Annotated in this window: 23 protein-coding genes; 15 read left to right on the top strand and 8 right to left on the bottom strand. The window is 31.6% G+C overall.

Translation table 11 applies throughout. The features are described from left to right. Positions 1-376: 376 nt before the first annotated feature. Positions 377-1,198: a class I SAM-dependent methyltransferase gene (locus tag NSS74_RS12035; protein WP_002141719.1), complete on the bottom strand. Its 822-nt coding sequence runs from the start codon at positions 1,196-1,198 to the stop codon at positions 377-379. Positions 1,199-1,243: 45 nt separating this feature from the next. Next, the gene (locus tag NSS74_RS12030) at positions 1,244-1,684 is read right to left on the bottom strand and encodes a MarR family winged helix-turn-helix transcriptional regulator (protein WP_002141720.1); all 441 of its coding nucleotides are present in this window, start codon (positions 1,682-1,684) and stop codon (positions 1,244-1,246) included. A 671-nt stretch (positions 1,685-2,355) separates the two neighbouring features. Between NSS74_RS12030 and NSS74_RS12025 the strand changes: the two genes are divergently transcribed. Next, positions 2,356-2,763, top strand: a complete 408-nt coding sequence (locus NSS74_RS12025; protein ID WP_002031872.1) for a GNAT family N-acetyltransferase — start codon at positions 2,356-2,358, stop codon at positions 2,761-2,763. Positions 2,764-2,845: 82 nt separating this feature from the next. Continuing rightward, a complete protein-coding gene (locus tag NSS74_RS12020; RefSeq protein ID WP_002031870.1) occupies positions 2,846-3,499 on the top strand; it encodes an MBL fold metallo-hydrolase in 654 nt (217 codons plus the stop codon). A 126-nt stretch (positions 3,500-3,625) separates the two neighbouring features. Here NSS74_RS12020 and NSS74_RS12015 read toward each other — a convergent pair whose 3' ends face one another. Beyond that, positions 3,626-4,249 (bottom strand): TetR/AcrR family transcriptional regulator, encoded by a 624-nt coding sequence (locus NSS74_RS12015; RefSeq protein WP_002085667.1) that lies wholly within the window; start codon positions 4,247-4,249, stop codon positions 3,626-3,628. A 123-nt stretch (positions 4,250-4,372) separates the two neighbouring features. Between NSS74_RS12015 and NSS74_RS12010 the strand changes: the two genes are divergently transcribed. Beyond that, entirely contained in the window at positions 4,373-6,604 is a 2,232-nt protein-coding gene (locus NSS74_RS12010; RefSeq protein ID WP_340813651.1) for an MMPL family transporter, read from the top strand. A gap of 48 nt (positions 6,605-6,652) precedes the next feature. Here NSS74_RS12010 and NSS74_RS12005 read toward each other — a convergent pair whose 3' ends face one another. Beyond that, positions 6,653-6,835 (bottom strand): DUF4021 domain-containing protein, encoded by a 183-nt coding sequence (locus NSS74_RS12005; RefSeq protein ID WP_002141724.1) that lies wholly within the window; start codon positions 6,833-6,835, stop codon positions 6,653-6,655. 201 nt (positions 6,836-7,036) lie between these two features. Between NSS74_RS12005 and catA the strand changes: the two genes are divergently transcribed. From catA to NSS74_RS11980, 5 genes are all read left to right on the top strand, one after another. Then, positions 7,037-7,687, top strand: a complete 651-nt coding sequence (gene catA, locus NSS74_RS12000) for a type A chloramphenicol O-acetyltransferase (protein ID WP_002141726.1) — start codon at positions 7,037-7,039, stop codon at positions 7,685-7,687. Between the two features lie 224 nt (positions 7,688-7,911). Continuing rightward, entirely contained in the window at positions 7,912-8,436 is a 525-nt protein-coding gene (locus NSS74_RS11995; protein WP_002141727.1) for a GNAT family N-acetyltransferase, read from the top strand. A gap of 37 nt (positions 8,437-8,473) precedes the next feature. Further along, complete coding sequence (locus NSS74_RS11990) at positions 8,474-9,418, top strand: GNAT family N-acetyltransferase (RefSeq protein ID WP_198286133.1); 945 nt, start codon at positions 8,474-8,476, stop codon at positions 9,416-9,418. A 186-nt stretch (positions 9,419-9,604) separates the two neighbouring features. Beyond that, positions 9,605-10,117, top strand: coding sequence for a GNAT family N-acetyltransferase (locus NSS74_RS11985; protein WP_002141729.1), 513 nt, complete (start codon positions 9,605-9,607; stop codon positions 10,115-10,117). A 305-nt stretch (positions 10,118-10,422) separates the two neighbouring features. Continuing rightward, the gene (locus NSS74_RS11980; protein WP_002141730.1) at positions 10,423-11,328 is read left to right on the top strand and encodes a DUF2935 domain-containing protein; all 906 of its coding nucleotides are present in this window, start codon (positions 10,423-10,425) and stop codon (positions 11,326-11,328) included. A gap of 201 nt (positions 11,329-11,529) precedes the next feature. Here NSS74_RS11980 and NSS74_RS11975 read toward each other — a convergent pair whose 3' ends face one another. Next, the gene (locus NSS74_RS11975; RefSeq protein WP_002141731.1) at positions 11,530-12,420 is read right to left on the bottom strand and encodes a DMT family transporter; all 891 of its coding nucleotides are present in this window, start codon (positions 12,418-12,420) and stop codon (positions 11,530-11,532) included. A 114-nt stretch (positions 12,421-12,534) separates the two neighbouring features. Between NSS74_RS11975 and NSS74_RS11970 the strand changes: the two genes are divergently transcribed. From NSS74_RS11970 to NSS74_RS11950, 5 genes are all read left to right on the top strand, one after another. After that, positions 12,535-13,152 carry a helix-turn-helix domain-containing protein gene (locus NSS74_RS11970; protein ID WP_002031957.1) on the top strand — a complete coding sequence of 206 codons (618 nt, stop codon included), beginning with the start codon at positions 12,535-12,537 and terminating at the stop codon, positions 13,150-13,152. 486 nt (positions 13,153-13,638) lie between these two features. Beyond that, a complete protein-coding gene (locus tag NSS74_RS11965) occupies positions 13,639-14,589 on the top strand; it encodes a hypothetical protein (RefSeq protein WP_340813647.1) in 951 nt (316 codons plus the stop codon). A gap of 241 nt (positions 14,590-14,830) precedes the next feature. Continuing rightward, complete coding sequence (locus NSS74_RS11960) at positions 14,831-14,980, top strand: aspartyl-phosphate phosphatase Spo0E family protein (protein ID WP_002012842.1); 150 nt, start codon at positions 14,831-14,833, stop codon at positions 14,978-14,980. 114 nt (positions 14,981-15,094) lie between these two features. Further along, positions 15,095-15,823 (top strand): alpha/beta fold hydrolase, encoded by a 729-nt coding sequence (locus NSS74_RS11955; protein WP_002141734.1) that lies wholly within the window; start codon positions 15,095-15,097, stop codon positions 15,821-15,823. A gap of 60 nt (positions 15,824-15,883) precedes the next feature. After that, positions 15,884-17,284 (top strand): protoporphyrinogen oxidase, encoded by a 1,401-nt coding sequence (locus NSS74_RS11950; protein ID WP_340813646.1) that lies wholly within the window; start codon positions 15,884-15,886, stop codon positions 17,282-17,284. A gap of 65 nt (positions 17,285-17,349) precedes the next feature. On the opposite strand, the gene NSS74_RS11945 is transcribed toward NSS74_RS11950, so the two are convergent. Beyond that, a complete protein-coding gene (locus NSS74_RS11945; protein WP_340813645.1) occupies positions 17,350-17,898 on the bottom strand; it encodes a hypothetical protein in 549 nt (182 codons plus the stop codon). Between the two features lie 230 nt (positions 17,899-18,128). Here NSS74_RS11945 and NSS74_RS11940 point away from each other — a divergent pair, with 230 nt between their 5' ends. After that, on the top strand, positions 18,129-18,680 hold the full coding sequence (locus NSS74_RS11940; protein WP_002031946.1) for a GNAT family N-acetyltransferase: 552 nt from the start codon (positions 18,129-18,131) through the stop codon (positions 18,678-18,680). A gap of 43 nt (positions 18,681-18,723) precedes the next feature. Here NSS74_RS11940 and NSS74_RS11935 read toward each other — a convergent pair whose 3' ends face one another. After that, on the bottom strand, positions 18,724-18,909 hold the full coding sequence (locus NSS74_RS11935; RefSeq protein ID WP_000286202.1) for a cold-shock protein: 186 nt from the start codon (positions 18,907-18,909) through the stop codon (positions 18,724-18,726). Between the two features lie 86 nt (positions 18,910-18,995). After that, positions 18,996-19,199: a cold-shock protein CspD gene (cspD, locus tag NSS74_RS11930; protein WP_002012849.1), complete on the bottom strand. Its 204-nt coding sequence runs from the start codon at positions 19,197-19,199 to the stop codon at positions 18,996-18,998. Positions 19,200-19,582: 383 nt separating this feature from the next. Here cspD and NSS74_RS11925 point away from each other — a divergent pair, with 383 nt between their 5' ends. Beyond that, on the top strand, positions 19,583-20,479 hold the full coding sequence (locus NSS74_RS11925) for a CPBP family intramembrane glutamic endopeptidase (protein ID WP_215589018.1): 897 nt from the start codon (positions 19,583-19,585) through the stop codon (positions 20,477-20,479). The last annotated feature ends 14 nt before the right edge of the window (positions 20,480-20,493 follow it).

Here is a 20,493-nt window from a genome sequence, read left to right as displayed (position 1 = left end):
AAATCCCGGACCTAACTCGAAACTATTGAAAAGGAGAAGAGGTCATTAGTTTGGGCAAGAATTCAGATAAAGATAAAATAACTGATTTATAATTCAAATAGTGACAAACTATAACTGAAGCATGTCCTCGAAAGCGGAGTGTTGCCTTCGCACCGAGGCTATGCCCTCCCCCAAAAACCAATCGAACGTTTCAAGTTATATATCTTTATTATACTGATTAAATTAAATATTTATTGTTTACTTATTTCATTCATTATGTAAATAAAAAAGGATAGTTAGCCCTCATAATGGACTAACTATCCTATAGATTATTATATGAATTTAATAAAATCGAGGTCTTCTTTTATATATGATTAATATATAAGCTATAGATTTATCATTTTTCAAACCGTATATGAACGAACTTCAACATCTTTATTAAATTTACAATCCGCATCATAATTCGTGTACTTCCATCCCAATCTTTATTTGTAGGTATATGTTTAAAGAAAGGGGAGCAGCTTAATATTTTTATGTTAGAAGACCACTTTTCTATTGTCTTTGGATTATTTACGTAAAAATACATCATAGCGCCGTTATTACCAGATTTTTTTACAGTAGCATTCGAAAGTGTCAGTGCGAACTTTGATTCGGCATCAAAATATAACTCTCCTCCAGGAAAACGTTTTACCATAGCGACAAATATCTCCTTCAGTTCTTCTTCTTTAAAGTAATAAAACACACCTGCTGATATAAAAAGAATACCGTCTTTTGGATCATATTTTATATCGTTGAACCAAGAAGTGTCAAAAAATGATTTGGCAATGCTTATATTTCGTGGTGTATCTTCAATTAATGTTTTGCGGAAAGCGATCGCATCAGGCAAATCAAGGTTATACCACTGTATAGTACCGTTATCAATTCTTGAAAAAGTAGTGTCTAGTCCAGAACCGATATTTACTATAGTAGCATTCGGATGTTTTCTAATAAATTGTTTAATAGTATCGTCTATTTTTCTTGCACGGGTAATGTAAGTGATACATCCATATTCGCCAAATGTATCTGCTATTTTAGAGAAATCAAAGTCGCATTCTTTAATAATCCGAATAGCTTCCGTATCATCTAAAATATCCTTGTTTTTCTCACTACCATATGCTCGTCCCCATAGTGGAATAAGCATAGTACCTTGAACTGATTGTAAATCTATTTCTTTAACCATGAAACGTCCTCCATTTAATAATAAAAAAATATCATATATATATGATTAGTCGTTATTTAGCATTTTTGATAGCATTTTATTTGTTTTATACAGTCCGTAAGCTAAATCACGTTGATCTTCTTCACTGAGTTTTTCAAGATTACTAGTGAAATTATTATAAATTTGTTTCCATCTTTCATAATGTACTTTTTCAGCTTTATCTGTTAAGGAAATTAAAACAGCTCGTTTATCTACTGTATCTTGTTTTTTTACAATGTATCCGTTTTGCTCTAAATTACGAACGGTTACACTTAATTGTTGTTTAGGTATGTTTAAATAACTAGCAATCATTTTTAAATTTACAGCGACTTTTTGCTGGGCAATATACTCAACTATGTGTTGCTCTAAATGTGTAAATTCAGTGGATTTCTCTGATAATAATTTGAAAGTACCTGACATATTTAATAATAAATTCATGTATTCGTTTATTAATTCTTTATTAGTCATTATTTTTCGTGTCCTTTATCAATTTAGTAATTATTTTATTACTATTTTTACTTAAAATCAAATAATAACATTGATATTAGTAATTGTTTATTTACTAATATCAATGTTATTTAAATCGTGAGCGATGCATTAGAGGAAAAGTTAAAGTTTTTTATGAGCGGTGAGTAGAAAGATTATAAAATATTACTTTATACATAAAAAACTAATGAAGCCAATGTCTTTTTCAGTCATTATACTATTAATAATTTTATGGTAAAATCTTTTACATAATGAAATAAAGGGGTAGTATTCTATGGGTTATTTCTCAAATAGTTTATTAGTTTTGTTTGTTCTTATCGTATGTAGCTGTATGATTTTTGGTTGATAATATAATGATGGATTGATATAAAAGAAGGTATCTCACAAAGATGAGATACCTTCTTTTTCTTATAATTGTAATTTAGATTCAGTATTTGGTGATGGTTGAAATGTATATATTTTATACTCACCATTAGTTGATATATTAAACAAATATTAAATAGAGAAATATATATGGTACCAATCTTATTAAGTTCCTTATGTTTTTAAAGAGAAGGAGTTTCATTTTTTCTTATTGAAGTATTGTTCTAGTCAGTTTAACGACGGTCAAAATTTTTTGGAATAAAACAAAAAGGATGATAGGGAGTATTTACATGAAAACTATTTTAAATTACACGATTGAACCCCCTAAAGATTTCAATGAATTATTAACTATGTATGAATCTTTAGGATGGAATTCTCTTGAATTATCGGTTAATGAGTTAGAGCAAATGTGTAAGCAAAGTTGGTATGTGATATATGCTTTTAAAGAGCAACAATTAATTGGGATGGGACGAGTAATATCAGATGGTGTAATAACGGGCATTATTTGCGGTGTATGTGTAATGCCAGAGTATCAGTCCATGGGCGTTGGAAAGGAAATAGTGGAACGATTAATCCGGCACTGTGAACAAAAACGAGTTATTCCACAACTTATGTGTGTTGAAGATTTAAAATATTACTATGAATCAATTGGATTTGAGGAATTTTCGATTGGTATGACGAAACATATTAAACGATAGCGGGGCTTTGTAATTTAGAATTACTTGTTTATCAGGCCAATTTTTAGATTTCAAAAATTTCATTATAAAGGAGAATAATGTTATGGAGATTGCTAAAGGGGTAGAGATGTTACATCTTGAATTTCAAGAGTATATTATTCACCCAATTCTTTTATGGGATGATGAAATGGCAGTTTTAATAGATACTGGATTTCCTGGACAAATTGAAGATATACGAATAGAAATGGGTAAGGTTGGAGTATCGTTTGATAAACTAAAAGCCGTGATTTTGACGCATCAAGATATAGATCATATAGGTAGTCTTCCTGAACTATTACAAAACTGTGGAAGTAATATAAAAGTCTATGCTCACGATCTAGATAAGCCATATATCGAGGGGGAGTTACCTTTGTTGAAGGATGCACAAGTACAGAATCCACCAAAAGGAAAAGTGGATGATACTTTGGTTGAAGGCCAAGAACTTCCATATTGCGGTGGTATTCTTATTATTCATACCCCAGGGCACACTCCTGGTCATATTAGTTTATATTTGAGACAAAGTAAAACTCTTATCGCTGGGGATTCAATGTATAGTGTAAACGGAATTTTAGGGGGAATTCATGCCCCAACTACTTTGGATATAAAAGAAGCGCAAAATTCTTTGAAGAAGTATTTAAATCTAGAAATTGATTCTGTAGTTTGTTACCATGGTGGATTAAGTAAGGGGAATATAAATGCACAAATTCAAGAGCTATAGATAAGAATTTTTTGTTAATCGGTGCTAAAGTATAATTTAATTGCTAGTATATAAATAAAACCCTTAAATTAATAAAGAGCATGTTTGAAGGAATTTCAAATGTGCTCTTTATTAAATATAATCAATTTAATTTTGATGACTTAATCCATTCCAATAAAACGAAACGATTTCTTTTGCTAATTCATCTATATTTGCAAGAGTAGGATTGTGATTCTCATCTTTAAAATTCCCGATTGATAATAAAGCTACGAAAGCATGGGCAGCAAATTTAGGATTTCCTTTAGGAATTTCTCCAAGGAGAATTGCGTTATCTAGCGCTTTTTCCAACACTTCATACATGTTATCCTCGGCATTTTTTAATTCCTTTAATTGCTCTTCAGATAAAGAAAGTTTTGCATCTTTCATAAAATTATTCATATCAATATCCATCGTTGCGTGTAAGTATACTGTAGCAAAGTTCAATAATCTTTCTTCCAAAGTTTTATTCGTAGAGAGTATTTGATCCATATTTTCTCTTATGCGCACCATCATTTGAATCATAGTAGCGGTAAATAAATCAGCTTTTGTTGAATAGTAATAGTAGACAGTTGCTTTTGTAACTCCACATTCTTTCGCGACCTCATCCATTGAAACAACTTGATAATTTTGAGTGAGAAATAACCTAGTTGCAACTTCTAAAATGATTTCTTTTGTAGACTTTGTATTTTTATTTTGACGAGGCCTTCCGAGAGGACGTTGTTTTTGATCCAAATACATTCGCTCCTGACATTTATTATTGAGATAATTATAACATAATTTTTTAATCATTCTTGATTAATTAACCGACCAGTATATATAATTAATATTGGAGGAAAAAAAGGAAGGTGGGGTTTTATGAAAAAGCACCCGTTACATATGTTAGGGAGGCTTGTAGCAGGGAAGAATACGCAATGGATAACTTTATCGGTATGGATTCTTATTACATTAGTACTTTCATTTACGTTACCACAAGTAAACAGTACGAAAGAACCGAATCCGAAAAATTTACCTGAAACAGCTATGTCACAGCAAGCTGAAGCACTTATGAAAAAAGAATTTCCTAATAATGCAGGAAACCCGTTGTTAGTTGTATGGCATCGGGATGGTGGATTAGAGTCAAAAGACTACAAATTAATACAGGACGTTTATAAAGAGTTAAAAACGGACCCTTTAAAAGAACAATCATTGTTACCACCATTTGATACAATTCCAGAGCAAGTATTATCAAAAAGTGCATCAAAAGATGGTACATCATTTGTCACACCAATATTTTTTAATAAATCTGCTGGAACGGATATATTAAAAGGTAATTTAGAAGAGTTACGAAAAATAGTGAATAGTAAAGTGGATGAAGATCCGTTCAAACAAAAAATTACCGACTCTGGTTTACATGTTCGATTATCTGGACCTGTGGGTATTCAAACGGATGCGGTAAGTTTATTTAGTCAAGCTGATGTGAAATTATTAGTTGCTACTGTACTACTAGTATTGGTTTTATTAATTTTACTGTACCGTTCACCAATTTTAGCAATTTTACCTTTACTCGTTGTTGGTTTTGCATACGGAATTATCAGTCCGACACTGGGCTTTTTAGCAGACAATGGATGGATTAAAGTAGATGCACAGGCTATATCGATTATGACTGTCTTACTGTTTGGAGCAGGAACGGACTATTGTTTATTTCTTATTTCAAGATATAAAGAGTACTTGCTAGAAGAAGAAAGTAAGTATAAAGCATTGCAACTTGCGATAAAAGCATCAGGTGGAGCAATTATAATGAGTGCACTTACTGTAGTATTAGGGTTAGGAACGTTATTACTTGCTCATTATGGAGCTTTTCATCGATTCGCAGTCCCATTTAGTGTGGCTGTTTTCATTATGGGAATCGCTGCTTTAACGATTCTTCCAGCATTATTATTAATTTTCGGTAGAGTTGCATTTTTCCCGTTCATACCGAGAACAGCTGAAATGAATGAAGAGTTTGCAAGAAAGAAAAAGAAAGTAGTAAAAGTAAAAAATACTAAAGGGTTCTTTAGTAAAAAACTTGGGGATATTGTTGTACGTAAACCGTGGACAATTATTATGCTAACCGTATTTTTATTAGGAGGCTTGGCTTCATTTGTACCGCGTATTCAATACACGTACGACTTATTAGAATCATTCCCGAAAGATATGCCATCACGCGAAGGATTTACATTAATTACGGATCATTTTTCAGCTGGAGAATTAGCGCCAGTAAAGATTGTAGTTGATTCAAAGGGAAAAGATTTACCTATTAAACAAGAAATAGAGAAATTATCTTTTGTTAATAAAGTGAAAGAGCCAATGAAGGGAAAAGAAAATAATCAATTGCAAATGTATGAAGTTTCTTTAGTGGAAAACCCATACTCAATTGAAGCATTAGATCAAATCCCTAAATTGAAAAATAGTGTAGAAAAGGTATTAAAAGATGAAGGAATTAGTAAAGCTGAGAATCATTTATGGATTGGCGGAGAAACAGCTTCCTTATATGATACAAAGCAAATTACTGAACGGGATGAAGCGGTTATTATTCCGGTTATGATTAGTATCATCGCTTTACTTTTACTCGTGTATTTACGTTCAATCGTTGCGATGATTTACTTAATTGTAACTGTCGTTTTATCTTTCTTCTCTGCATTAGGAGCAGGCTGGATTTTACTGCATTTCGGTATGGGAGCTCCCGCGATACAAGGTGCGATACCGTTATATGCATTCGTATTTTTAGTTGCCTTAGGGGAAGATTATAATATCTTTATGGTTTCTGAAATATGGAAAAACAGAAAGAAACAAAATCATCTAGATGCAGTGAAAAATGGTGTTATACAAACAGGTAGTGTAATTACATCCGCAGGTTTAATTTTAGCAGGGACTTTTGCAGTGTTAGGCACACTTCCAATTCAAGTTCTTGTCCAATTTGGTATTGTAACTGCAATTGGTGTATTACTAGATACATTTATTGTAAGACCACTGCTTGTACCTGCGATTACAGTCGTTTTAGGACGCTTTGCTTTTTGGCCAGGGAAACTTTCTAAAAAGAGTGAAGAAGTAAAAAAAATGGATATATAATAGAGAAGTGCCAAGGATATTTTCCTTGGCTCTTTTCTATGTAGTTCATTAATTTTTTGAAGTCAAATCATCAGTTACAACGTGATCAGCATCTTCAATGGTTGTTTCGGGCATTCCATATGAGCCGTTCATTGCTTGTTCTTCGATATTAAGATTTGCAGTATTATTATTTTGAATAGATGTAGTATTTTCGATAACATTTTCTTTTTTATTTACATTTTTGTCATTCATGTTTGAATCCTCCAAACGTCATTTGATTTATTAATAGTATGTGGATGGATTTCCAGAAATATGTGAACGAATTTCTGCAGATGTTATATAGTTAAATAAAAAGCTTAGTATTAAATTTAAACTGTAAGGAGTGAACAAGTGTGGTGAAAACAAGAAAGTTAGCCTTCTAAAATAAAAATAAAATTTTAGGAGGCTATTAAAATGAAGTTTCATGTAATTGACAGAGAAAATTGGAATAGAGAGCAGTATTTTGAACATTATTTAAAATTAAAGTGTTCGTTTAGTATGACAGCGAATGTTGATATTACGATGATGCTAGAGGAAATACATCAAAAGGAAATAAAATTTTATCCGACTTTTATTTATGTAATTTCTAGAGTGATAAATAAACATACAGAATTTCGAACATGTTTTAATGATGAAGGAGTTTTAGGGTATTGGGAGGAAATGATACCTAGTTATACAATCTTTCATAAAGATGATAAATCTTTTTCAAGTATATGGACGGGTTATTCTAGCGATTTCCACATTTTCTATAAAAACTATGAAGAGGATATGAGATGTTATGCTAATGTTCATGGTTTCTTCACGAAAGAAAATATTCCGCCAAATATTTTTCCGATTTCTGGTATACCTTGGACTAGTTTTACAGGATTTAATTTAAATATTAATAATGATGGTGATTCTTTATTACCAATTATTACTTGTGGGAAATATTTCAATGATGGAAGCAGGGTTATGCTACCTGTTTCATTGCAAGTACATCATGCGGTTTGTGATGGATATCATGCGAGTCGATTTATAGAGGATTTACAGGAGCTAGCTAATACTTGTAACGAGTGGCTTAAGTAATATCTAATTATTAATTATATAAAATTGAAAATGAATAAGCGTTAAAATAAAAAGAAGAGAACATATGTATATTACATGTTCTCTTCTTTTTATTCATTCATATTAAGTAACAGTGGAAAATATAGGTTGATTTGTAGTTTAATAGTAAAGAGAGTGATTAGTTTTAAATTTCTTTATTTTATAATTATTTAAGGGTTCAAATGTTTTAATAGGGGGAAGGTAAAGTGAAATTCATACGTATTGAAAAAGATGAAATCCTAATTAATAATATGGCAAAATTGTATTGTAAAGCATTTGAGAAAACAAATTTTACTGAAATGATTGAGAGAATGAAAAGACATATAGAATATGCAGATTTTAAAGGTATAGTAGCAATAAATGATGAAAATGAGGTAGTTGGTTTTACTTATGGTTATCGCTCATTAGAAGGGCAGTACTATAATCAATTAATGAGAGAAGCGTTAAATCTAGAACAAGCAGACGAATGGTTACAAGATTGTTTTGAATTTGTAGAGTTAGCAGTTCACCCACAATATCGAAATGAAGGTCTTGGAATGAAATTACATAATGAATTATTAGAAGGGATTTCAAATAGAACGAGTATTTTAACAACACAAATAAACAATGAAAAAGCGCGTTCTTTATATAAAAGATTGGATTGGGTGGATGTATTAGAGCCATTTCACCCAAGTAAAAGTGATGCCCCATATGTAATAATGGGAAAAATATTAAAGACAAAAGTAAATTAATAACTATATCGTTCACAAAAGTTATCGGTTTATAACAATGAAGGGGAAAACAAAAATGACAATAATATCTATAGAAAAAGCTACAATTTTAGATGCTGAAAAGTTAACAGAAATAATGAAAAGAATATTTGATGAAGAAGCAAAGCGATGGTTATACGGCCAAGGTGATGTAATTGATTATAACATTCAACCGCCAGGATATTCTTCAGTTGAAATGATGAAATATTCAATTGAAGAATTGGATACTTACAAAGTGATAATGGGTGAAAAAGTAATCGGGGGAATTATAGTTACGATCTCTGGTAAATCGTACGGAAGAATCGATCGTATTTTTGTAGAGCCTTTTCTTCAAGGAAAAGGAATTGGATCGCGGGTTATTAAGTTAATAGAAGAAAAATTTCCGAACATAAGGATTTGGGATCTTGAAACATCTAGTAGACAAATTAATAATCATCATTTTTATAAAAAAATGGGCTATGAAATAATTTTTAAATCTGAAGATGAGTATTGCTATGTAAAAAGAAAAAATGTAGATGCAGTTGGAGAGAACCTAATTAAAAATAAAGATATGAAAAATGGTCAATACGAAAACTGTAATTTGGTTAATACAGAATATTATCAAGTAAATTTAAAAAATAGTGCATTTGTTGGTAGTAATATAATGCATATGAATATGAGTAATTGTAATATAAGTCAATCAACCTTTAGAAATATTAATTTTAGAAATTCCTCATATGCAGATTTAAATATTTCTGGCAGTAAATTTAATTTTGTGACTTTAGGTGGAGTTCAATTTAGAGATACAAGCCTTGGAGAGGATAAAGATCCTATTTCATTTGATAGATGTGATTTGGAAAGTACTACAATACGTAGTAGTAATCTGAAAAATATTGAAATAGAAAATTGTGATATTACTGGTATGAAAATAAATGGTATTTCAGTAGAAGAACTGCTTGAGTTGTATAATAGGGTAAAAAATTAAATAAAAAATCACTTAGCATATTCTAAGTGATTTTTTCATTTTGAACGAGAGGGAATATAAGAGATGATGTTCAAAAAGCGAATGTTATATCGAAATAATTATATAAAAATAACACAAAGAAATAAGGGTTGGCAGGATTTTAATATGGGATATTAGAATATGAATATTTGAATGGAGGGGAAAAAGATGGAGATTAACGTTAGAGCAGTAGAAACACAAGATGCTAGAGCAATTCATCGTATATGCATACAAGATGATGTTTTACCTTATATGGTTTTCTTACCTAGTATGCGTGTAGATGCAATGGAGAATAGAATTCGAAATTTAGCACAGAATCAATTTGAATTTGTAGCAGAATATGATGGAGAAGTTGTTGGATTTGTCGGTTTAACCCAAAGTCCAGGGCGAAGATCTCACTCGGGTGATTTATTCATCGGAGTAGATAGTGAGTATCACAATAAAGGAATTGGAAAAGCACTTCTTACAAAAATGCTTGATTTAGCTGATAATTGGCTAATGTTAGAACGAGTGGAACTTGGTGTATTAGAAACGAATCCTAGAGCCAAAGTATTATATGAAAAATTTGGATTTATCGAAGAGGGTGTAAAGGTTGGGAATTTGAAGGCTCATGGGAAATTTGTTAACGAAATCATGATGAGTCGTTTTAGACCAAATGGTTTGATTGTACATAATAAATAGAGGTGTAAATTGAACGAAAATATCGATTTGTTTTGAAAAAAGTATGGCAAAAGGACACCATGCTTTTTTAGTTTATTAAAAATAAAGAGCAACTTTTATTTAAAGGATGTTTTAAAGGATGAAGCATTAGGAATCATCTTAATCCGGAAAGCATATGACTTAATAGAATCTATTTCTATGTGCAAGGGGAATGCATATGTGGAAATTTCAAAAACCTTGAAAAAACGATTGCATAAGTATATTTGAATTTTATTTATTTTCATACACAGTATAATTGAGCATTCAAGGAACAAGGAGTGATTGTAATGTCGACAGACCAACCTATTCCTGGACATTTTATTATGGACCCACAGCGAGCTATGCTGTTGCCACCGGAATTGAAAGCAGCTCCATCTGAATCATTAACAGAACAATTATTTATTGAACGATCTATAACTGAAAATAGATTTTGGTTACGTATTATGAAAGAGCATGCTTTGTTTCTTGGTGAGGGGTTTAATCGTAACGATAAAAATTTAATTCAGCAAGTAGAACAGTTTTATAATCAGTTTGATAGGCAGCTGCAAAAAGCATTTACTATTCCACAAACTGTTCAAGCGGTAAGGCAATTAAATGAAGAGAGCATTCAGTTAGTGTATGCTTTTCGTAATTATAAAAGAAACTTACTAATTTTAATCATCAATTGTAAAGTGAAAGGGTTTAATTTCCCACTTTTAGTGGATCATGTTGCACGAGAAGCAGAATATTTTATGCGGACACTTCAAAAGTTTAACGAAGGGAAAATGGATCCTATTCAAGATGCGATTATTAGTGAGAATGTTTTCTGGCTGCGTATTATGATGGAACACTCACGTTTTATTGGATCATTACTGGATCAATCGGAAAGAAATCTTGTTCATACAGCGTTGAAATTCGGTGATGATTTCGAAATTTTGCTTAACCAAGCTAGAGATGTTGAATCGATGTTATATCAAAAAGAACCGACATACCCGATTATAGGAAAAATGAATAAAGATAGTGAAAATGCCACTGTTGAGTTAAGGGATTTCAAAAAAGCAGGATTAGAGTTAATTCAAACATGTCAAATCCGAAATGTCATAAATCCATTGCTTGCTGATCATGTTACAAGAGAGGCAGAGCATTTCCTCTTCATGATTCATGTATTGGAGCAAAGGCTAAAGCAAAAGCAAGTGGAACAATCTCCGCAATAATAAATAAACAAGAAAAGCATGGCAAACTAATGTCATGCTTTTCTTGTTTATCCCGCTATTTGTGGGCAGTAAAACTCCCACCTCAAAATTTGGCTGGAGCAAAGAAGTTATGTGGGAGTCGGGCTGCCCGTAAACGCCCGATTGGTGAAGGCTAATAATCAGTGGGGGATGAATAAAATCCCCGCTGATTAAAGTTTCACTTTATAAATTGTGATTCAATTGTTTCGGTTGTAATAAAAATATTGCTAATCCAATGAAAATAAGTAGAATTCCTAGTCCTTGCTGTAAAGAAATTGTTTCATCTAAAATGAAATAGGCTAAAATACAAGTTCCAATTGTCTCTCCTAAAATACTCATCGAGATAACAGTAGCGCTCATCCATTTTAATAACCAATTGAAAATTGTTTGTCCTAAAATCGTTGCAATGAATGCAAGACCTATAAAGGACCACCATGTTTGTGCAGTGTAATTGAAGAAAGATGACTGCTGTGTGTAAGCAAATATACCGAGAAAGAGTGAACTACTGCCATAACTAATTACCGAGTACGGTATTAGGGATAGGTCTTTACGAACATATTGACTGATGAAAAAGTAAGCTGTTATGACGCCAGCAGCAATAAAAGCTAAAATATCGCCGTATAAAGCCTCACCACTAATTTGAAAATCTTGCCACCCAATCACGATACTTCCTGAAATTGCAATAAGGCAGCCTATAATCGCACCTTTCGTAAACCGTTCCTTAAATAAAAAATAACCACCGACCATTGAAAATAAAGGTTGCAACGTTACGATAACTGTAGAACTTGCTATGGAAGTATACTGTAATGATTCAAACCATAGTACATAATGAGCTGCTAGAAATAATCCAGATAAGAGTCCAAATCCCCATTGCTTTTTTGATAATGAGCGAAGTTCGCTTCGATTGTTTGTATTAAATATTAGAAACGGTAAAAGAATTACCGTAGCAAACAATAATCGATAAAAAGCAGTGATTGCTGCAGGGGCATCGGCTATTTTTACGAAGATAGCTGAAGTAGATAAGGCGAACACGCCAAAAAATAAGATGAAATATGAAAGAATAGGTGATTTCAAAGTTTGTCCCTCCGATTGGTTGTTTATTATAATGAACTGTATATAATATAATGTACAAAAGCTAGTATATAAGCCTAAGATGAAATAAGGAAGGATTAATTGCCACTGTTTAGTATGTCAGCACAAAAGGGACAAAAGATGTATTATGATGGACGAAAGGAAGTTGTAACAATGATTCATTATCGGCTAGGTCAAACTGTTTTAAGTTATCGTAAGAAAAATAATATGACAATTCGTGAATTTGCTGATTATGCAGGAATCAGTACTTCACTTATTAGTCAAATTGAAAGAGGACATGCCAATCCTTCTTTAAATGTATTGGAATTAATAGCGAAAGCATTAAATGTACCGCTGTTTACTCTTTTTATTAATGATATTGATACAGACTCACTTATTTCTAAGAAGAAAGATCGGAAAAAAGTATATCGAGAAAATAATGATCATATTGTTTATGATGTGTTAACACCAGATTTTATGAAAGCTCGCATAGAAATGTTAATGATGGATTTAAACGGATATGCAAATACAACAGAAAGTCACTATTCCCACGAAGATAAGGAAGAAATTGCAGTTGTAATGAAAGGGGAAGTGTATGTGGAATTGGAAGGGAATGAATATTTTTTAGAAGAAGGAGATGTTGTGCGTATTCCACCGAACGTGAAACATAGATTTTTGAATAAAAGTGATGAAATGAATCACATCTTATTTGTATTAACACCTTCCTTAAGCTGAGGAAGTAGCTTAAGGATACATACTAAGTGGTAACATAATAGAAAGTATCAATTACATAAAGATTCGCGTGTATAATAAAACAACTATCTATAAATACATACACATTTGATTTTCACATTGTATGTTTAAGAAGATGAGAGATTTGACAAAAAAATAAGATAGTTCCATGACTATCAAACCAAATAATTCAGATAAAAAAAGAGTGAAAATTTTTAAGGCTTTGGCAGGAGTAAAACGAGAGATTGTTCGTTATTTATTTCATAATCAAAACAAACACAATTGTGGAAGATTGAGACTGCATTAGGGATGAATAAGTATCATCTCAAAATATTATTAGAAGCAAATTTAATTCTTGTTGAGCGACAGGGGCAATTTTAATTTATAACTGTAAAGGAGGAAACCTTTCAAGAGTTTTCACCTGGCTTTTTGCCGACTTTGTAGATGCTAAAAAACCATTTTTATTAGGGTTTAGAGGGGATAAGAGAGATGGAAAATATAAGTGTATTAAAAGATGGGCTTTCAATTATATCTCAATGTAAAAAAGAAACAAATGATATTTGGCATGCACATTTCGGAGCAGCTGCCATTGCTAGTTATTTTTTTACGAAAAACAATAACATTGATGAAAAAACTGCCTGTAACATTTATTCTCAAGCGAAAATGATGCTCCATAAGCAAAGGTTAGGCAAAACAATTGATAATAAACAAGGTGTCGATTATCAAAGTGCTGAAGAAACGATAATTAAATCTTTGGAACAAACGATTGATGAACTCCATTGGGTTGGTCATAATGTAATTTACGCTTCTTTAAGTTTACTAGCCATTAAGGAGTTAAGTCATTGGGGGAGTGAGCAAGATATTAATAATATAGCAAACCTTATATTATCGTTTCAAAAAACAATTCCCGGTAGATCTTGGATTGGTTTTACAACTAAAGAAGTAAAGCAACTCATTATAAATAATGAGGAGATTCAAAGCGAAATTAAAAACCCGAAGCAATTATCTGGATTTATTTTAAATGAATTATCTGAATTCAATGTTATATATAAGGCAGAATCACATCACGATTTAATTGGTCATATGCTTACCTTCTCACATGCGATTAATATATTATATGACTTAGGGCATATAGAATTATTTCAACGAGGAATAAAACCACTATTAAAGCTAGTTTATGTACTTAGAAAAAGTCGCAATTTAATGCCGAATGCCCAAATAATATTGAATTCTACTGTAGATCGTTTACCTCTTACAAAAGCAAAACAAGTTGATACACTTCCGCTAGATAATGCATTCTGGCTTAAAGACTACAGCGAATTTAATTGGGATTTTGGACACATATTTAAATTTTCATATAGTTATTTTGATCACTTAACAAGGGTTCCAGAATATAAAGATAAAACATTTGAGAAATTCTGTTGTATTATTAATGAGTAAAAGTGTCTAACTTTAAATTAATAGTAAATGGTACACATTCATAAACTAACATATTTATAAAAAATGGTAGAAAATTATAATGACCTGTAATAATAGGCTTAGTTTAAGTCTCTTTTTTTGTTAGTAGTATGTTGTTTTTTCAAATATGTAAGATTTTACATTAGCATGAGACTTTTACTTATTATGTAAGTAGGCTATACTAAAATACATATATTTTGAAATTGGAGCGAATAAAGACGACATGGAATTAGTGAAGTTAGAAAAAATAATTGAATTGAAAAAAGAAGAATTATTGAATCTAGTCTCAAATTATGGACTTCAACATGAAAAAGTAATAGCACTCAGCCAAGAAATTGACAAATTAATAAACTGGTTTATGTTTTTAAAATAGAAAGAACTATGACGTGAGTTGAATATGTTATAGTTCTTTTTTAATTGGTAATTTAGAAATATATTCGATATACTATCAATAAATAGAATATTCAGTTTTAAAGGAGGGGGATAAATGATACTACATACGCATATTTCAGGTGAAGGGGAACCAATTGTGCTTTTACATTCTGGTGGTATGACAGGTTTAGTAGAGTTTGAAGAACAGGTAGAATTTTTTACAGAAAAACAATATAAAGTAATTCGTCCTGATTTGAGGGGACATGGAGAATCAGGAGGTACATTAGATAATTATTTTCTTTGCTCTGCTGATGATTTGAATGATACACTAGAACATTTGCAAATTAATAGTTGTCATATAGCGGGTGTTTCACTAGGGGGGATAGCCGCTTTATTATTTGCAAAAAAATATCCAGATAAAGTGAGGACATTAACTTTTTCAGGTATCTTTCCTATTGAGCGAGATAATTGGGAAGAGTCTCAGGAGTATGAAGTAAAGTGTCATCAACAGTTGATGGAAAATGAAGAAGTTGTAACTTATATGAATCAAATTCATGTAAAAAGTGATTGGAAAGGGTTGCTGAAATCGTGGCAAGTTAAGGAGTGGTACCCATTTCATGAAACAGGTGATGTAGCTAATCTTCAAGTACCTACACTGTGTATTGTTGGGGGAGATTCAGCAGATGAAGTTACAGCCGCTACAACGTTTAAACAATTAAACAACAATATACATATTGCTGTTATTCCGTTTGCAGGTCATTTAGTGCATAATGATCAGCCTAAAATATATTCATATATATTGTCTAATTTCTTACAGAATGCGCAAGCTGCTAGTCGACTATGATAATTTTTGGTTATAATAATAAAGGAATTATTAATTGTATCGGTTAGGGGCGCAGCAAATATGAAAACAGTCGTTGTCATCGGTGGAGGTATTACTGGACTTTCTACTATGTTTTATTTAGAAAAATTAAAGAAGGATTATAATATAGATTTAAATTTAATCCTTATTGAGAAAGAAGAGTATTTAGGTGGTAAAATCCACAGTGTGGAAGAAAATGATTTTATTATGGAATCTGGAGCAGATTCTATTGTAGCTCGTAATGAACATGTTTTGCCGCTTGTAAAAGATTTAAATTTAGAAAATGAAATGGTATATAACGAAACAGGTATTTCTTACATATACTCTGATAACATATTACATCCAATTCCTGCTGACACTATATTTGGGATTCCTATGAGTGTTGAATCATTATTTAGCAGTACGCTAGTCTCAAAAAAAGGGAAAATCGTTGCTTTAAAAGATTTTATTACGAAAAATAAGGAGTTTACAAAGGATACATCACTTGCTGTATTTTTAGAAAGCTTTTTAGGGAAAGAATTAGTGGAAAGACAAATTGCACCTGTGCTGTCAGGTGTATATTCTGGTAAATTGAATGAGCTTACAATGGCATCTACGTTACCATATTTACTTGAGTATAAAAATAAATATGGAAGTATTATTAAAGGTTTTGAAGAGAATAAAAAACAATTTCAGTCAGCAGGAAATAAAAAGTTTGTATCATTTAAAAGTGGACTATCTACGATTATTAATCGCTTAGAAGAAGTGCTGACGGAGACTGTCATTAATAAAGGTGCTGTAACAACAGTGATAAGTAAAAAAGGGGATCGGTATGAGGTTTCTTTTGCAAATCATGAGACAATACAAGCTGATTATGTCGTTTTAGCAGCTCCACATGATATCGCACAAACGTTATTACAGTCTAATGAGTTAAATGAGCATTTTAATAAATTTAAAAATTCATCGCTTATAAGTATTTACTTAGGTTTTGACATACTAGATGAACAACTACCGGCTGACGGCACAGGTTTTATCGTAACGGAAAACAGTGATTTACATTGTGATGCTTGCACATGGACAAGCAGGAAGTGGAAACATACATCTGGTAAACAAAAGCTATTAGTAAGAATGTTTTATAAGAGCACTAATCCAGTATATGAAACGATCAAAAGTTATAGTGAAGAAGAATTAGTACGAGTTGCTTTATATGATATTGAAAAGAGCCTCGGAATTAAAGGTGAACCGGAAGTAATTGAAGTTACAAATTGGAAAGATTTAATGCCGAAATATCATTTAGAACATAATCAAGCTGTTCAATCATTACAAGAAAAATTGGCCGCTCTTTATCCTAATGTATACTTAGCTGGAGCTTCATATTACGGTGTAGGAATTGGTGCTTGTATTGGAAACGGAAAGAATACTGCCAATGAAATAATTGCGACATTGAATGAACAGTCAAAATAATAATATTAAATACATATGTAAATAAAATGTCCCTCCAACATAATGGAGGGACATTTTATTTGTAATTATTTTACATTAATTGCAATCTTTTTATGAGATGTTTTATTTTCTTTAATAGTTAATATTATTTTTCCAGATTCTTCAAAGGAATACGGTGAGAGTTGATAAAGTTCTTTAATATTATGTTCTTCTTGTAATTTATTTGTAGGTATTATTGTTATATTAGGCTTCCATGTTTTCTGTTTTCCTGAAGGGTAGTCTACTATTATTTCTGGATTATTTAATTTTATTGTTTCCCAAGAGACAAAATACAGTTCAACTTCTGCATCTTTTTTTAGTAATTCTTCTGAGAAATAACCAAACTCACCAACATTACCGAAAACAGTAAAATTTTGATTTTGTAATTTAATATCTAAATACCTAGGTTGATATGTTGCTGCGTGATACATTCCGTATGAAAGAGAGAGTGTGGCAGCGATTAATATACCAACTGAAAATGTCTTAAAGCTATTTCCTTTAAAACTAGTCATCATGAATGAGTTTGGTGTGAATTTTTTTGCGAATAAAAAAATGAGTAAAATGAGCAAGAGGGATAAGCCAATGAAAATATACATAAAGTTTAAGCACCTCCGTAAGAAATATTTACTGTTTTTCTATATTTTAACATGAGAAGGTATAAATTAGGGGTGGTTTTTAGAGGGGAATTAATAAATACAACGAAGTTATATATTATTAATAGGATAAACATCGCTAGAAATATTTGATTTGTGGGACATTAAGGACTTTCCTAATTATAAATATTTTTTCTGCTATAATAAATGAGTAGAGAGAAAGGAGTGATCCTATGGTATTTCCTATGTTAGAAACAGAACGCTTGCGCTTAGTTGAAATAGAACAATCTTATTGTCAAAAAATATATGAAATATTCTCATTAGATGAGGTAACGTGTTATTACGGTATGAATTCTTTTACTGAGTTTGGACAAGCTTCACGTATGATTGAATCTTTTTCAAAAAATTACTTTGAGAAAAAGGCAATGCGTTGGGGGATTGTATTAAAAGACACAAATAATTTAGTAGGAACAATTGGATTAAATAATTTACAACTTTGGAGTAAACGCTCAGAGATTGGATATGATTTGCATCCTCGTTATTGGGGGAATGGTTATGCTTCTGAAGCTGCTCGAGAAATTATTACTTATGGATTTCGAGATTTAGGCTTATTTAGAATTGGAGCTATTACATATCCTGAAAATATAACTTCGTGTAATATGTTATCTAAATTAGGTTTTCAACAAGAAGGGCTGTTACGTGGATACATTCATCAAGGAAATAAACAACACGATGCATTAATGTATTCTATTGTACGAACAGATGTAGAGGATATTCATTATTAATAAAAAAGCCCCTCTTATTTAAAATAAGAGGGGCTTGTAAAAATCAACCTATTTTAGGTAATAAACGTTCTCCGCTTTTCATACTACTTTTACATAAAGGGCATTTAGGCTCTTCTTCAAATGAAAAGTTCTTTCTCATCCATCCTAAACAATCCTCTGATTCACATTCCCAAACAGGGGTTTGTTCTGGTGGTACTTCTGCTACATCGTTCTTTCGATTGCGATACATGTAACCACTCCTTTTATGTAAAAATTTTTAGTTATATATTAAAAAGGTTGTTAACCGAGCTGGTAACAACCTTTTTATTGATTGAATTATAGCTTTACAACGTTTTTAGCTTGAGGTCCACGGTTACCGTCTTCAACTTCGAAGCTAACTTCTTGACCTTCGTCAAGAGATTTGAAGCCGTCGCCAGTAATAGCTGAGAAGTGAACGAATACGTCGCTACCGTCTGCAACTTCGATGAAACCGAAACCTTTTTCGCTGTTAAACCATTTTACTTTACCTGTTAATGTCATGGTAATGCCTCCTAAAATTTAAAAAGATTACAATATGATCGGCCTTATTCGATTGGAAATAAAAGTTCACATATTATCAAAAATCCATAAGGAGTACAAAACATTCCTGATTGATACTTGATAATATGCAAAGAAAATATAGTGCTAAATTGACCTTAATTACTATCTTACAACAAATGGTGGGAAATAGCAAGTGTTGGGAAAATCAAGAAAAAATAGGGGGTTTTATAGCAAAAGGCACAAAGACATCTCTTTTATTTATATATTATGCCTAATTTGGATTTATGCTAAACTGAGAACATTTTAATTAATAAGTATGTATAAGGGAAAGGATAGATATATTTAAGAACAGTTGTGATTTATTTGTTTAGGAGGAGAGAATATTGCGAAATACTCAATTTAAAATAATCGAAGCTGCGAAAGAAGGAAGAAGAAAAGTTCATCCTATTTTAGCTGTAATACTAGCTATTGTATTTTTAACTCTAGGTGAATTTTTTATGTTATTTATGCTGTTTTTACCGAAAGCGGATACATCATTTGTAAAGGCAATTTATAATAATATTGAGATGATATTAACGTTTGGTGGGGCTATATTTTTTATTTTTTTATGGATTAGGTTTGTAGAAAAAAGGTCATTTTCATCCATTGGTTTTTGGAAAGTGCAATGGATGAGAAATTACTTGAGAGGTGCGTTAATAGGATTTGTCTTCATTTCAATGCCAGTAATTGTACTTGTATTAACAGGGATTGTAAAACTACAAATGCAACAAATTACGGCAACCGCCATATTTGGTATTGTAGGATCTTTAATTGCTTTTTTAATACAAGGTGCAACGGAAGAAATTATTGTACGAGGCTGGTTGTTTCCAGTTATTTCTGTTAGAAGTCGTATATGGATTGGGATTGTAGTGACGTCCTTTTTATTTGGCTTTCTTCATTTACTTAATCCTGGTATTACAATTCTTTCAATATCGAATATAATATTAGTTGGTGTATTTGCAGCATTTTACGTTTTAAAAGACAGTAGTCTTTGGGGGATATGCGCGTGGCATTCCATTTGGAATTGGGCGCAATATAACGTCTATGGTTTTGCAGTTAGTGGCATGACGATATATTCAACGCCGCTATTTAAACCTGTAACAAATGGGTCAGAAGTGCTTCATGGAGGCTCATTTGGTATTGAAGGTAGTATCATTACAACAATAATGCTTTCTATCGCTTCAATTGTTTTATGGAGACAGTTATGGGGGAGAAGAGTGAAACAACGAGATTTCAGTTAATGAAAGTGGGAGAA

Source organism: Bacillus sp. FSL E2-8868, from assembly GCF_038005505.1.
Lineage (GTDB): Bacteria > Bacillota > Bacilli > Bacillales > Bacillaceae_G > Bacillus_A > Bacillus_A mycoides.
Note: the sequence above shows the minus strand (reverse complement) of the source record. Positions and strands in the feature narration are given on the sequence as shown.

Excerpts from the sequence above, each read along its gene's own strand:
- NSS74_RS11945 (WP_340813645.1), bottom strand. The coding sequence starts at position 17,898 with ATGTATATTTTCATTGGCTTATCCCTCTTGCTCATTTTACTCATTTTT.
- NSS74_RS11960 (WP_002012842.1), top strand. The coding sequence starts at position 14,831 with ATGGAATTAGTGAAGTTAGAAAAAATAATTGAATTGAAAAAAGAAGAA.
- NSS74_RS11950 (WP_340813646.1), top strand. The coding sequence starts at position 15,884 with ATGAAAACAGTCGTTGTCATCGGTGGAGGTATTACTGGACTTTCTACT.
- NSS74_RS11940 (WP_002031946.1), top strand. The coding sequence starts at position 18,129 with ATGGTATTTCCTATGTTAGAAACAGAACGCTTGCGCTTAGTTGAAATA.
- NSS74_RS12010 (WP_340813651.1), top strand. The coding sequence starts at position 4,373 with ATGAAAAAGCACCCGTTACATATGTTAGGGAGGCTTGTAGCAGGGAAG.
- NSS74_RS12030 (WP_002141720.1), bottom strand. The coding sequence starts at position 1,684 with ATGACTAATAAAGAATTAATAAACGAATACATGAATTTATTATTAAAT.
- NSS74_RS11965 (WP_340813647.1), top strand. The coding sequence starts at position 13,639 with ATGGAAAATATAAGTGTATTAAAAGATGGGCTTTCAATTATATCTCAA.
- NSS74_RS11970 (WP_002031957.1), top strand. The coding sequence starts at position 12,535 with ATGTCAGCACAAAAGGGACAAAAGATGTATTATGATGGACGAAAGGAA.
- NSS74_RS11935 (WP_000286202.1), bottom strand. The coding sequence starts at position 18,909 with ATGTATCGCAATCGAAAGAACGATGTAGCAGAAGTACCACCAGAACAA.
- NSS74_RS11985 (WP_002141729.1), top strand. The coding sequence starts at position 9,605 with ATGGAGATTAACGTTAGAGCAGTAGAAACACAAGATGCTAGAGCAATT.
- NSS74_RS12035 (WP_002141719.1), bottom strand. The coding sequence starts at position 1,198 with ATGGTTAAAGAAATAGATTTACAATCAGTTCAAGGTACTATGCTTATT.
- NSS74_RS12005 (WP_002141724.1), bottom strand. The coding sequence starts at position 6,835 with ATGAATGACAAAAATGTAAATAAAAAAGAAAATGTTATCGAAAATACT.
- catA (WP_002141726.1), top strand. The coding sequence starts at position 7,037 with ATGAAGTTTCATGTAATTGACAGAGAAAATTGGAATAGAGAGCAGTAT.
- cspD (WP_002012849.1), bottom strand. The coding sequence starts at position 19,199 with ATGACATTAACAGGTAAAGTAAAATGGTTTAACAGCGAAAAAGGTTTC.
- NSS74_RS11990 (WP_198286133.1), top strand. The coding sequence starts at position 8,474 with ATGAAGGGGAAAACAAAAATGACAATAATATCTATAGAAAAAGCTACA.
- NSS74_RS11980 (WP_002141730.1), top strand. The coding sequence starts at position 10,423 with ATGTCGACAGACCAACCTATTCCTGGACATTTTATTATGGACCCACAG.
- NSS74_RS12025 (WP_002031872.1), top strand. The coding sequence starts at position 2,356 with ATGAAAACTATTTTAAATTACACGATTGAACCCCCTAAAGATTTCAAT.
- NSS74_RS12020 (WP_002031870.1), top strand. The coding sequence starts at position 2,846 with ATGGAGATTGCTAAAGGGGTAGAGATGTTACATCTTGAATTTCAAGAG.
- NSS74_RS11955 (WP_002141734.1), top strand. The coding sequence starts at position 15,095 with ATGATACTACATACGCATATTTCAGGTGAAGGGGAACCAATTGTGCTT.